Here is a 12701-nt window from a genome sequence, read left to right as displayed (position 1 = left end):
CCAAGGTCAAGGGTGCAGAATGGCGCCATTCCGAACCGGAGAACGCCATGAACATCGGCCAATTGGCACGCCTGGCGGGCGTGCCCATCGATACCGTCCGCTACTACGAGCGCCAGCAACTGCTGCCGCCGCCCAGCCGCAGCCCCGCCGGCTACCGCCGCTATGAAGGCTCGGACGTCACCCGCCTGACCTTCATCCGCCGCGCCAAGGCGCTCGGCTTCACCCTGGACGAGGTCCGCGATCTGCTGGACATCAGCGCCGGACGCGAGGACATGGGCCAGATGAAGGCCGCCGCCGCCAGCAAACTGGCCGTCGTCGAGGAGCGCCTGGCCGAGATGACCCGCATGCGCGACGCGCTGCGCAGCTTGGTCGAGGCCTGTCCGGGCCATGGCGATCTGAGCGAGTGCCCGATCGTGGCCGCCCTCGCCGAGGAACCGAAATGAGCGGGTCCTGCCATTCGCACGACAAGCCGGATGCCAACAAGGCGCAAGGCGGATGCTGCGGTGGTGGTTCCTCGTCCTCCCCGACCGCCGCTGTTCGTGATCCGGTCTGCGGCATGAGCGTGGATCCGGCGACCGCGCCGCATCACGTCGAACACGACGGCCAGACCTATTACTTCTGCTCGGCCGGCTGCCGCGACAAGTTCGTCACCGAGCCGGCGCGGTTCCTCACCGCGCATGCCGCCGAAGAGAAGGCATCGGCGTGCTGCGGCACCGAAAAAGCCGAAGCCACCCGCGCGGCGAAGGCGGATGACGCGTGCCGCCACGATGGTGATGCAGGCCACTCGCACGCGCACACCCACCATCACGCGGCCACGCCTTCCCATGCCGGTCATGATCACGCACACCATCACGCCGCACACGCAGCGGGTACCGTGATCGATCCGGTCTGCGGCATGAGCGTGGATCCGACCACCACCGCTCACCACGCCGAACACGCCGGCCAGGCCTACCACTTCTGTTCGGCCGGCTGCCGCGCAAAATTCATCGCCGATCCACCCCGCTGGCTGGCGCCGAAGCGCGAGCCCGAACCGGCCGTGCCCGGCGCGCAGTACACCTGCCCCATGCATCCGGAAATCGTCCGCGACGGCCCCGGCACCTGCCCGATCTGCGGCATGGCGCTGGAGCCGATGATGCCGTCGCTGGATGACGGCGAGAATCCGGAACTCACCGACTTCCGCCGCCGCTTCTGGTGGACCCTGCCGCTGAGCGTGGCGACCCTGGTGCTGGCGATGTTCGGCCAGTACTTCCACGGCCTGTCGCCGACGACGCGCACCTGGATCGAACTGGTACTCAGCACGCCGGTGGTGCTGTGGGCGGCCTGGCCGTTCTTCCAGCGCTGGGCGCAGTCCATCCGCAACCGCAGTCCCAACATGTGGACGCTGATCGGCACCGGCGTCGGCGCCGCCTACGGCTACAGCGTGGTGGCAACGGTGGCGCCGGATCTGTTTCCCGCCTCGTTCCACGAGCACGGCCGGGTCGGCGTGTACTTCGAGGCCGCCGCGATCATCGTCTCGTTGACCCTGCTGGGCCAGTTGCTGGAACTGAAAGCGCGCTCGCAGACCTCGGCGGCGATCAAGGCGCTGCTCGGACTCGCCCCCAAGACCGCCCGCCGCCTGCGCGAGGATGGGCAGGAAGAGGACATCGAACTCTCGCACGTCCATGTCGGCGATCGCCTGCGCGTGCGCCCCGGCGAAAAGGTGCCGGTGGACGGCGTGGTGATCGAAGGCCGTTCGCACATCGACGAGTCGATGCTGACCGGCGAACCGGTACCGGTGTCCAAGGAAAACGGCGACAGCGTCATCGGCGCCACCATCAACGGCTCCGGCAGCCTGATCATCCGCGCCGAGCGGGTCGGCAGCGACAGCGTGCTCGCCCAGATCGTGCAACTGGTGGCGCAGGCGCAACGCTCGCGCGCGCCGATGCAGCGGCTGGCCGACAAGGTGTCGTTCTGGTTCGTGCTGGCGGTGCTGGCCGCGGCCGTGCTGACCTTCCTGGGCTGGGGCCTGTTCGGTCCGGAACCTTCGTGGACCTATGCCGTGCTCAACGCGGTCTCGGTGCTTATCATCGCCTGCCCCTGTGCGCTGGGCCTGGCCACGCCGATGTCGATCATGGTCTCGACCGGCCGTGCCGCCCAGCTGGGCGTGCTGTTCCGCGACGCCGAGGCCATCGAGACCCTGCGCAAGGTCGATACCCTCATCGTCGACAAGACCGGCACGCTCACCGAAGGCCGTCCGGCGTTCCGCGTCCTGATTCCGGCCAGCGGATTCGAGGAAAACGAAGCGCTGCGGCTGGCCGCCAGCCTGGACGCCGGCAGCGAGCATCCGCTGGCGCACGCCATCGTCGCCGAAGCGCGCGAGCGCGGCATCGCGCTGGCGCCGGCACAGGATTTCGAATCCTCCAGCGGCATCGGCGTGCGTGGCCACGTGGACGGCCACGCGCTCGCGCTGGGCAACACCGCGCTGATGCGGGAAACCGGCGTGGACGTGTCGGCGCTGGATGCCGACGCCCGCCGCCTGCGCGCGGAGGGCGCCAGCGTGATGTTCCTGGCCGTGGACGGCCGCGCCGCCGGCCTGATCGCGGTGGCCGATCCGATCAAGGTCACCACGCCTTCGGCGCTGCGCGCGTTGCAGGCGATCGGCGTGCGCATCGTGATGGCCACCGGCGACGGCGAACGCACCGCGCAGGCGGTGGCGTCGCAGGTCGGCATCGACGAGGTCCACGGCGAAGTGCGTCCGGCCGACAAGGCCGCGCTGGTCGCCCGCCTGAAGGCCGAAGGCCGGGCGGTGGCGATGGCCGGCGACGGCATCAATGACGCCCCCGCCCTCGCCTCCGCCGATGTCGGCATCGCCATGGGTACCGGCACCGACGTGGCGATGTCCAGCGCGCAGGTCACCCTGGTCAAGGGCGATCTGGGCGGCATCGTCCGCGCCAAGGCATTGTCGGAAGCAACCGTGCGCAACATGCGCCAGAACCTGGGCTTCGCGTTCTTCTACAACGCGTTGGGTGTGCCGGTCGCCGCCGGCCTGCTGTTCCTGTTCGGTGGCCCGTTGCTGTCACCCATGCTGGCTGCGCTGGCGATGAGCCTGAGCTCGGCCTCGGTGGTCGCCAACGCGCTGCGCCTGCGCCACCAGTCGCTGCCCACGAGCGCCTGATCCCGTCGATCCCGCGGAACGGATGCGCCGCTAGAATGCGGCGCATCCTTCAGGCGCGGAGTCCGGCGGCATATGGAAGATTCGCAAACCCGGCCCGGCGCCGCCGCCCCTTGGCGCTATCTGCTGCTGGTCGCCGTGCCGCTGCTGGCGGCGCTGCTGCTCTCGCGCTGGCCGATGGCGATGACCGTGCCGTCCGCGCCCGCCGCCGTCGACGCCGCGCACGCCGGTGCGACCACCCCGTTGTCCCTGTTCCTGCTGCAACTGCTGGTGGTGCTGTCCGTGGCCAAGGGCGCGGGCTGGCTGCTGCGCCGCTTCGGCCAACCGGCCGTCATCGGCGAAATGGCCGCCGGCCTGCTGCTGGGGCCGCTGCTGTTCGGCGCGGTGATGCCGGACACCCAGGCCTGGTTGTTCGCGCCCGGCTCGCTCGGCGCGCTTGGGCTGATCAGCCAGTTGGGCGTGCTGATGTTCCTGTTCGTCGCTGGCGCGGAACTGGAACTGTCCACCCTGCACGGCCGCCGCGCCTTCGCCGTGCTGGTCAGCCACAGCGGCATCGCGTTGCCGTTCCTGTGCGGCGTGCTGCTGGCGTTCGCGCTGTTCGATGCGCATGCGCCGGCCGGCGTCGGTTTCCCCAACTTCGCTCTGTTCATGGGCGTGTCGCTCAGCATCACCGCCTTCCCGGTGCTGCTGCGCATCCTGTCCGATCGCGGCATCACCCACAGCCCGCTCGGCCGCATCGCGATCGCCTGCGCCGCGCTGGGCGACGCCAGCGCTTGGTGCCTGCTGGCGGCTATCGTCGCCTCGGTGCAGGCCAACGGCTGGAGCGCGGCGCTGATCAGCCTGCTGGGCACGCTGGCGTTCGCCGCCGCGATGATCGCGCTGGTGCGGCCGTGGCTATCCCGCCAGGAAGTGGCTCCCGAACGCGAAGGCCGCCACCTGATCGGACTGTTGTTGATGGCGCTGGCCGCCGCACTGGTCACCGAACTGCTGGGCATCCACGCCTTGTTCGGCGCCTTCCTGGCCGGCATCGCGGTATCCGGCAATGCCCGCCTGCGCGAACTGCTGATCCAGAAGGTCGAACCCTTCGCCATCTCGCTGCTGCTGCCGCTGTTCTTCGCCATGACCGGGCTGCGCCTGCGCGTGGACGGCTGGCAGGCCGGCGACCTGCTTCTATGCGTGGTCGTGATCCTCGTCGCCAGCCTCGGCAAGGGCCTGGGCACCTGGCTGGCCGCGCGCAGCGCGGGCATGCCGCGAACCGACGCGCTGCGCCTGGGGGCGCTGATGAACACGCGCGGCCTGATGGAACTGATCGTGCTGAATCTGGGCTACGAAATGGGCCTGATCGGCGACCGCCTGTTCGCGGTGCTGGTGATCATGGCGCTGGTCACCACCGCGATGACCGGCCCGCTGCTCAACATCATCGAGCGCCGCGCGCGTTCGGCGCAGCGCACATAGCCCCCTCCCCCGCGCGCGGGGGAAGGAGCAAAAACCTCGCGACGGCACGCACACTGGCCCCCTCCCCCGCCTGCGGGGGAGGGCTGGGGTGGGGGCGAGCGGAAGGATCCCGAGCCATGACAACCAACGTCGGAAATGCACCACTGCAGCGACTGCGAAGGATGGATAACGATCGCTGAAAAGCGCCCCCATCCCAGCCTTCCCCCGCACGCGGGGGAAGGGGCAAAAACCTCGCGACGGCACACACACTGGCCCCCTCCCCCGCCTGCGGGGGAGGGTTGGGGTGGGGGCAAGCGGAAGAATCCCGAGCCATGACAACCAACGTCGGAAATACACCACTGCACCGACTGCGAAGGATGGAAAGCGACTTCTGAAAAGCGCCCCCATCCCAGCCTTCCCCCGCACGCGGGGGAAGGGGCAAAAAACCGACCAGCGACACACGCTGGCCCCCTCCCCCGCCTGCGGGGGAGGGTTGGGGTGGGGGCAAGCGGCAAAACCCCCGAGTCGTGACAACCAACGTCGGAAATACACCACTGCACCGGCCGCGAGGGATGGATGACGACCGCTGAAAAGCGCCCCCATCCCAGCCTTCCCCCGCACGCGGGGGAAGGGGCAGAACATCGCGCTAGGGGCGTGAGTGCTTTCTTCAGCGCCATCCCCTTCGGTCGCCATCGTTGTACGAGCTCACCGCTCGTATCTTCATTCCGCCCTATCCAGAGCCATCCGATACACAACGTGGCTTCGCCGCTTCCGTGACAACGGAAACATTGAATCGAAAACGTTCAAAGTTAGTCGACATCGCGCAAGCGCATCAGCAGACTCCGGCATCAGGAGTTCGAAAAACTCCCACACAGTAGTACTACCTCCGTCATTCCGGTGGTTTTCTTATCACTGAGTGACAGCCGGCGGCTTTCGTCTTCGCCGGGAGGGGGCGAATACAAGACCCGAAAGGGAAATCAGCCCATCCGACCTGTGTGCGGTTTTTCGACTCCCGGCTCCCGGCCGCGCTTTCGCGTGCCGGGATACTTCAACGAAGAAATGGAGGTCCCAATGACCAACCCACGTATGGTCTATCTGTTGGAAGAACAAACGCAGCTCAACATGATCCAGCTGCGTGATCACGTCAAACTGCTGTCCACGCTGTCCAGCCCGTGCTTCCGCAAGGACGAGCACCACTGCCTGCCGATTCCCCTGCAGGCCCTGAGCGACTGCTTCGCCTATATCGCCCAGGACATCAACGACATGCTGGACGCCCTGCGCTACCACTACGGCGAACCCGAAGCGGACGAAGCCGCCAGCAACGCGTAACAAAAAACGCGGGCTGCTAGCGCCCGCGTTCTGAACGCATCATCCAACAAGAAACCTGGCATTCACTGCAGCCGCCGCGGCGGTGACTATTTGTGGCGACCGCAGAAGATCAGGCGCTCGACCGGCTTCTTGTCCGGCGAGATCAGAAAGCCATCCAGATAGTCCGGAACATACCAGTCGTCCCAAGGCGCCAGACCGTAAAACGCGTTTGCAAAGTCCTCTACGAGGCCAGAACCCCTGATCTTTGCGCCGACAAAGCCAGTCGAACGCAGGCGGTCATAGAACTTCATCTCGTTCGGGACTGCGCTCACTCGTTCCCCGAGGACGAGCCAACGTCCTGAGTCCAGATAGTCCTTGGTGGCGAGAATCACGGAAAACACAGCATCTCCCGCAAGCGCAGGAACCTTGTTCTCCTTGGACCAGTTTCCTTTGATGTCAAACAGTGCGACCGCAACACTATTGAGAGCATCCGGCTCCCGATCAATCACTTGACCGATGCAGGCCGTTTCGTCCATTAGAGGCAAGAGAAAAACGCTTCCCGCCGTCCATTGAGCAACGCTTCTACGCGCCATCATTTCTCTTGCGCACGAAAATGAACAAAGCGGTCGCAGCCAACAGCGCCATCCCCCGCCGCACCCAGGAATACTCCACCGATCGCTGTCAGACGGACAGGAAACCAATCCGGGAATACTCCGCAGTCATACCCGCACTGCTCCCAGATCCGACTCGCTCCAATGCATAACGAGATCATCGGGCACAGCAAGAGTATGAGAACGGTCGCCGTCTTCCGCATGATTGCCTCCAAATGCATCATCGACAAACCATTCGCGTCGCGACAGAGCAAGCCCGGCATCTACCGGGCTTCTCTTGACTATCGGGTTCGGGCAACCCTCACTTCACCTTCGCGTAAGTCCCCTTCAGCGCCACGCCCGACATGATGTTGCCGGCGTAGCATTCGTAGTTGGTGGGACTCTTGAATTCGTTCTTCTTGAAGTAGCTGGTGATGTCGACCACCGCGTTGGCGCCGCGCGCCTTGGCGCTTTCCTGGAAGGCCTTGAGCACCGACAGGGCGACCCAGCGGCAGGATTCGACGTCGTTCTTGCCAACCCCATTGGTCTTCTTGTTGGAGACGTCCTCGCCCATGCGCGAGACCACTGCGGGGTGGGTCTGGCCGGCCAGGTAGAAATGCACGCTGCCGTCGATGCCGGCTTCCTTGGCCTGCGGCGAGTCGATCAGTTCCTGCAGCGGCAGTTCCAGGCGGGTGTCGCCGGCGAAGGCGTTCGGCGCGGCGATGGACAGGGTCAGCAGGGCGGCGGTGAGAAGGCGTTTCATCGGGTACTCCTTGTAGTGGAAAAGGCGGTCGTCATTCCTGCCAGCGGCGGAAAATCAGCGAGGTGTTGATGCCGCCGAAGGCGAAGTTGTTGCTCATCACGTGTTCGGCCCGCAGTTCGCGGCCCTCGCCGGTAATGTAGTCCAGCTCGGCGCAGCGCGGATCGCGCGCTTCCAGATTGAGCGTGGGGGCGAACCAGCCCTCGCGCATCATCTGGATGGTCGCCCAAGCCTCGTAGGCCCCGCAGGCGCCCAGGGTGTGGCCGACGTAGCTCTTCAGCGAGCTGATAGGAATGCGCGGACCGAATACCTGCGCGGTCGCGGCGGTCTCGGCGATGTCGCCGTGATCGGTGGCGGTGCCGTGCGCGTTGAGATAGTCGATGGCGTCGGGAGTCAGGCCGGCGTCGGCCAGGGCCAGGCGCATCGCCTCGGCCATGGTGTCGGCGCTGGGCTGGGTGACGTGCTGGCCGTCGCTGTTGGTGCCGTAGCCCACGACCTCGGCCAGGATGTGGGCACCACGCGCGCGCGCATGTTCCAGTTCTTCCAGGATCAGCGAGCAGGCGCCCTCGCCCAGCACCAGCCCGTCGCGGCCGGCGTCGAACGGGCGCGGCGTGCTTTGCGGATCGTCGTTGCGCACGCTGGTGGCGAACAGGGTGTCGAACACCGCCGCGGCGGTGGCGTCGAGCTGTTCGGCGCCGCCGGCGACCATCGCGACCTGCTTGCCGAAGCGAATCGCCTCGTAGGCCGAACCGATGCCCTGGCTGCCCGAGGTGCAGGCGCTGGAGGTGGTGATGACCCGGCCGGTCAGGCCGAAGAACACGCCGATGTTGACCGGCGCGGTGTGGCTCATCATCTTCAGGTAGGTGGTGGCGTTGATGCCTTCGGTGGTGTGCTCGTTGAGCATCCGGCCGAAGTCGCCGATGGCGCTGTGGGTACCGGCGGACGAACCGTAGGACACGCCAACCTTGCCGCTGCCCAGCAGCGGATCGCCCAGCAAACCAGCCTGCTCCAGCGCCAGTTCGGTGGCGCGCACGGCCATCAACGCAACCCGGCCCATGCTGCGGGTGGTCTTGCGGTTGTAGTGCGGCGGCAATTCGAACTCGGCGGCTGGCGCGGCCAGTTTGGTGTTCAGGCCTTCGTAGATGTCCCATTCGTGCATGTGCCGCACGGCGTTGCGGCATTCGCGCAGGCGCAGGTGCACGCTGGGCCAGTCGTTGCCCAGCGGGCTGATCGTGCCCGCGCCGGTGACCACCACGCGTTTCAGTTGGGCGTCGCTCATCCGATCAGACCTCCGTTGACGGAGATGACCTGGCGGGTCACGTAAGCCGCCGCCGGCGACAGCAGGAACGCCACCACCGCGGCGACTTCCTCCGGTTTTCCCATGCGCCGCATCGGAATCAGCTTGAGCGCTTCCTCGGCGACCTCGCCGGCCACCATCTCGGTGTTGATCAGGCCAGGGGCGACGCAGTTGACGGTGATTTCGCGGCTGGCCAGTTCCAGCGCCAGCGCCTTGGTCGCGCCGATAATGCCGGCCTTGGCGGCGCTGTAGTTGGCCTGTCCGCGGTTGCCGACCAGGCCCGACACCGACGACAGGGTGACGATGCGCCCGGGCTTGCGCCGGCGCACCATCGGCATGGTCAACGGGTTGAGCACGTTGTAGAACGCATCCAGGTTGGTGTGGATTACCGCGTCCCAGTCCTCCCCGCTCATCGCCGGGAACGCGTTGTCGCGGGCGATGCCCGCATTGCAGACCACCCCGTAGTACGCGCCGTGCGCGGCCATATCGGCTTCCAGCGCCTGCGCGGCGGCGGCGCGATCGCCCACGTCGAAACCCATCACCCGCGCCTGCCGGCCAAGCGCGCGGATCTCCGCGGCCACGGCCTCGGCTTCCTCCATCCGGCTGCGGTAATGCACCACCACGTCGAACCCGTCCTGCGCGGCACGCAGCGCGATCGCGCGCCCGATGCCGCGGCTGGCCCCGGTGACCAGGACCGTCGAGTCTCCACTCATGCTTGCTCGTTCTCCAGATAGGCCATCGCGTCCGGTGGTTCGAACACCGACACGTTGGCGCTTGCGATTTCGTCCCCGTTCGCCTCGATGCGGCAGGCGAACATCCCCAGGCCATTGTCGCCCAACAGCTCGCGGATCGCCTCCACCCGCAGCAGGGTGCCGGCCGGGAAATGGGTCCAGGCCGACTGATAGCGGCGGGTGCCCAGCAGGAAGCCGATACTCGGCTCGCCGCCGGCCTGGCGGGCGCGACAGCCGGCCCAGGCGGCGATGGCCTGGGCCATGTACTCCACCCCGACCCAGGCCGGCACGCCGGCCTCCTCGCTGAACGGCCCGTCGGCCGGCACCCGCACCTCGACCGCCACCCGGTCCTCGTCCCAGCCCAGCAGGCGGTCGATCAGGCGCAGGGTGCCGCGGTGCGGAATGACCCGTTCGATGTCGTACAGCGGATGCGCCGCATCGGCCGCCGGCAACGGGCGCGCATTGTCCAGGTTCATCATCCGGCTCCCAGCAGCAGGACCGCGTTGCTGCCGCCAAAGGCGAAGGAATGGCTGAGCACATGCCGCAGCGGACGCGCGGCGCGCTCGCCGGGGGCGGCGAAGTGCAGTGGCGCCAAATCCGGATCCGCTTCGCCATCCCACCAGTGCGGCGGCAGGCGGTGCTCGGGATTGGCCGCCAGCGCGAGCCAGGACAGCCCGGCCTCGATCGCGCCCGCCGCGCCCAGGGTGTGCCCGGTCAACGGCTTGGTCGAACTCACCGGCGTGCCGGGCCGCATCGTCGCGGCGACCGCGCGGCTTTCCATCGCGTCGTTCTGCGGCGTGGCGGTGCCGTGCAGGTTGACGTAGTCGATGTCGTCGGCCTGCACGCCCGCGCGCGCCAATGCCTGCCCGATCGCGGCGATGGCGCCGACACCCTGCGGCTCGGGCGCGGAGATATGGTGGGCATCGGCGGTTTCGCCCCACCCCGCCAGCCGTACCGGTCCGGGTTCGCGGGTCATCAGGAACAACGCGGCACCCTCGCCGATGTTGATGCCGTTGCGGTGACGCGAGAACGGATTGCAGCGGGCGGCCGATACCGATTCCAGCGCGCTGAAGCCGTCGATGGTGAAGCGGCACAACGAGTCCGCGCCGCCGGCGATCACCGCGTCGACGATGCCCGCGCGCAGCAGGCGCGCCCCCGAAGCCAGGGCCTTGGCACTGGAGGAACAGGCGGTCGATATCGTCCAGGCCGGACCGTGCACGCCCGCTTCGGCGGCGACGAACCGCGCCGGCGTGCCGATCTCCTGCTGGGCGTAGTGGAAGCCCGCCGGCCAACTGCCGTGTTCGTGCTTGAACGGCAAGGCCTGTTCGGATTCGCCGATGCCGGAGGTGCTGGTTCCCAGCACCACCGCCACCCGGTCGGCGCCATATCGGTCGATGGCGGCGGCCACGGCCGGTGCGATCTGGGTGAATGCGCCGCGCAACAGCGCGTTGTTGCGTCCGCGCAACGGCAGCGGGCAGTCGGACAGATCCGGCAGGACGCCGGTCACCGCGCCCAGCATGAGCGGTCGCCCGGGAGTGAGCGTTTCGCTGACGCGCACGCCGCCAGGCGTATCGGCGGCGAACAACGCGGTCGCCACCGCATCGCGGCCGGTGCCCAGCGCGCAGGTGATGCCGAGTTCGTTGAGGAAGACCGGCGCGGCGCTCACGGATTCGTTTCTCCGCCAACGGTCCGGATGTCCAGCGCGTAGCCTTCGGCCAGGTTGCGCAGCCGCAGGTTGTCCGGCGCGTCGCGGGTCAGCACCAGCCAGGCGGTGCCGTCGCGCAGCAGCCGACGCTCGTGGCCGTCGTCCTCGACCCGCCACCCGGCGGGCAAGGCGCCACGCACGGCTTCCAGCGGCCACAGCGCGAACTGGAGATCGTCCAGCACGCGCTCGCCGCGCACCGCCGGCGGCAGCCAGGGCGCGCGTTGCTGGTGCAATTCGCGGCCATCCCATTGCAGGCGCACGCCGGACTGGCCGAGTGCCTGCACCGCCAGCCGCACTTCCTGCGCGTCCACTTCCAGCAACGCATCCAGATCGCGTTGCCGGGCGCCGAACTGGAAATGCAGGCGCTGCTGCACCGCCAGCGGTTTGCCCAGCGCGGCCGGCGCCAGCCGCAGCGGCGGCAACGCGACCGCCGGTGCCGGCGCGCGGTGCGCGCAGGCCGCCAGCAGGCACAGCATGCCCAACGGGGCGATCAGGCGTCGCACAGTTCCTCCAGCACGCGCAGGCGGCGGCCGGTGTCGGCGACGTACGGGTTGCGGGTATCCCAGGCGTAGCCGGCCAGGATCGAGCAGATCATGCGGCGGATCTCCGGCTGCTGGTCAGGATGGAAAATGATCTTCTGGAAGCCGCCCGCATACCACGCCTCCACGAAACGGCGGAAGGTCTGCACGCCCGCGCGCAGCGGTATCGAGTAGTCGGTTTCCCAGTCCACCGTTTCGCCCGCGTAGCGGCGCCGCAGGCAGTCGGCCGCCAGTTGCGCCGACTTGAAGGCGATGGTCACGCCCGAGGAGAACACCGGATCCAGGAATTCGCCGGCGTTGCCCAGCAGTGCGTAGCCCGGCCCCCACAGCGAGTTCACGTTGGCCGAGTAGCCGGTGATCTGGCGCACCGGCAGCACCGCCCACTCCGCGTCCTTCAGCAGCCGGGTCAGGTTGGGATCCTCGCCGACGATCGCCTGCAGGCGCTCCAGCTCCGTGCCCGGATAGCGGTTGAGGAATTCCATTTCCGCGACCACGCCCAGCGAGCAGCAGCCATTGGAGAACGGGATGGTCCAGTACCATACGTCGACGTGCTCGGGGTGGGTGGTGATCAGGATCTTGTTGCGATCAAAGCCGGCATCCTGCGCGATGTGGTCGCGAACATGCGTGAAGATGGCGCCGCGCACCGGGAAATTCGACGGCGATTCCAGTTTCAGCAGCTTGGGCAGCAGCCGTCCGAAGCCGCTGGCGTCGAGCATGAAGTCCGCCTCGACCTGGTAGGTCTCGCCCTCCGGCGAGCGCACGGTCACCCGCGGGCGCTCGCCCGGTTCGGCGGCCAGCACCTCGTGGCGATAACGGACCTCCGCGCCCATCCGCTCCGCGCCCCTAGCCAGCACGTGGTCGAAGTCGGCGCGCTGCACCTGGTAGGTGGTGCCCCAGCCCGGCGAGAACTTGTCGCGGAAATCGAACTGGGTGGTGCGCTCGCCGCGCACGAACGCGGCACCGTTCTTGTACTGGAAGCCGGCTTCCACCACGTCCTGCAGCAGCCCGGCGGCCTCGATGTATTCCATGCTCTGCGGCAGCAGGCTCTCGCCGATGGAGAAGCGCGGGAACTGCTCGCGTTCCAGGATCAGCACGCGGCGTCCCTGCTGGCGCAGCATCGCCGCCGCCACCGAGCCCGCCGGGCCCGCGCCGATGATCAGGATTTCCGTCTGTTCGATTTTCATTC

General features: G+C 67.8%; 12 protein-coding genes. 4 read left to right on the top strand and 8 right to left on the bottom strand.

Features of this window, described 5'->3' with window-relative positions; genetic code table 11:
- Nucleotides 1–47 precede the first annotated feature (47 nt).
- From IQ458_RS08145 to IQ458_RS08130, 4 genes are all read left to right on the top strand, one after another.
- Nucleotides 48–443, top strand: a complete 396-nt coding sequence (locus IQ458_RS08145) for a heavy metal-responsive transcriptional regulator (RefSeq protein ID WP_183636593.1) — start codon at nucleotides 48–50, stop codon at nucleotides 441–443.
- Nucleotides 440–3154 (top strand): heavy metal translocating P-type ATPase, encoded by a 2715-nt coding sequence (locus IQ458_RS08140; RefSeq protein ID WP_203322480.1) that lies wholly within the window; start codon nucleotides 440–442, stop codon nucleotides 3152–3154. Before IQ458_RS08145 ends, IQ458_RS08140 begins: the two co-directional genes overlap by 4 nt.
- A gap of 72 nt (nucleotides 3155–3226) precedes the next feature.
- Nucleotides 3227–4606, top strand: a complete 1380-nt coding sequence (locus IQ458_RS08135; protein WP_203322479.1) for a cation:proton antiporter domain-containing protein — start codon at nucleotides 3227–3229, stop codon at nucleotides 4604–4606.
- A gap of 1050 nt (nucleotides 4607–5656) precedes the next feature.
- Nucleotides 5657–5914, top strand: a complete 258-nt coding sequence (locus tag IQ458_RS08130; protein WP_203322478.1) for an XAC0095 family protein — start codon at nucleotides 5657–5659, stop codon at nucleotides 5912–5914.
- A gap of 86 nt (nucleotides 5915–6000) precedes the next feature.
- Here IQ458_RS08130 and IQ458_RS08125 read toward each other — a convergent pair whose 3' ends face one another.
- From IQ458_RS08125 to IQ458_RS08090, 8 genes are all read right to left on the bottom strand, one after another.
- Entirely contained in the window at nucleotides 6001–6486 is a 486-nt protein-coding gene (locus tag IQ458_RS08125; RefSeq protein ID WP_203322477.1) for a hypothetical protein, read from the bottom strand.
- Between the two features lie 319 nt (nucleotides 6487–6805).
- Nucleotides 6806–7246, bottom strand: coding sequence for an excinuclease ATPase subunit (locus IQ458_RS08120; protein ID WP_203322476.1), 441 nt, complete (start codon nucleotides 7244–7246; stop codon nucleotides 6806–6808).
- A 31-nt stretch (nucleotides 7247–7277) separates the two neighbouring features.
- Nucleotides 7278–8522 (bottom strand): beta-ketoacyl-ACP synthase, encoded by a 1245-nt coding sequence (locus IQ458_RS08115; protein WP_203322475.1) that lies wholly within the window; start codon nucleotides 8520–8522, stop codon nucleotides 7278–7280.
- Nucleotides 8519–9253 (bottom strand): 3-ketoacyl-ACP reductase FabG2, encoded by a 735-nt coding sequence (locus IQ458_RS08110; RefSeq protein ID WP_203322474.1) that lies wholly within the window; start codon nucleotides 9251–9253, stop codon nucleotides 8519–8521. Before IQ458_RS08110 ends, IQ458_RS08115 begins: the two co-directional genes overlap by 4 nt.
- Nucleotides 9250–9747 (bottom strand): hotdog family protein, encoded by a 498-nt coding sequence (locus tag IQ458_RS08105; RefSeq protein ID WP_183636610.1) that lies wholly within the window; start codon nucleotides 9745–9747, stop codon nucleotides 9250–9252. The genes IQ458_RS08110 and IQ458_RS08105 overlap by 4 nt, the downstream gene beginning before the upstream one ends.
- Nucleotides 9747–10937 carry a beta-ketoacyl-[acyl-carrier-protein] synthase family protein gene (locus IQ458_RS08100; RefSeq protein WP_203322473.1) on the bottom strand — a complete coding sequence of 397 codons (1191 nt, stop codon included), beginning with the start codon at nucleotides 10935–10937 and terminating at the stop codon, nucleotides 9747–9749. Before IQ458_RS08100 ends, IQ458_RS08105 begins: the two co-directional genes overlap by 1 nt.
- Complete coding sequence (locus tag IQ458_RS08095) at nucleotides 10934–11479, bottom strand: DUF3261 domain-containing protein (RefSeq protein WP_203322472.1); 546 nt, start codon at nucleotides 11477–11479, stop codon at nucleotides 10934–10936. The genes IQ458_RS08100 and IQ458_RS08095 overlap by 4 nt, the downstream gene beginning before the upstream one ends.
- Nucleotides 11467–12699 carry an NAD(P)/FAD-dependent oxidoreductase gene (locus tag IQ458_RS08090; RefSeq protein WP_183636616.1) on the bottom strand — a complete coding sequence of 411 codons (1233 nt, stop codon included), beginning with the start codon at nucleotides 12697–12699 and terminating at the stop codon, nucleotides 11467–11469. The genes IQ458_RS08095 and IQ458_RS08090 overlap by 13 nt, the downstream gene beginning before the upstream one ends.
- Between the last annotated feature and the right edge of the window lie 2 nt (nucleotides 12700–12701).

Source organism: Pseudoxanthomonas beigongshangi (assembly GCF_016820515.1).
GTDB lineage: Bacteria > Pseudomonadota > Gammaproteobacteria > Xanthomonadales > Xanthomonadaceae > Pseudoxanthomonas_A > Pseudoxanthomonas_A beigongshangi.
The sequence above is the reverse complement of the archived record's forward strand: the minus strand, read 5'-3'. Positions and strand labels throughout refer to the sequence as shown.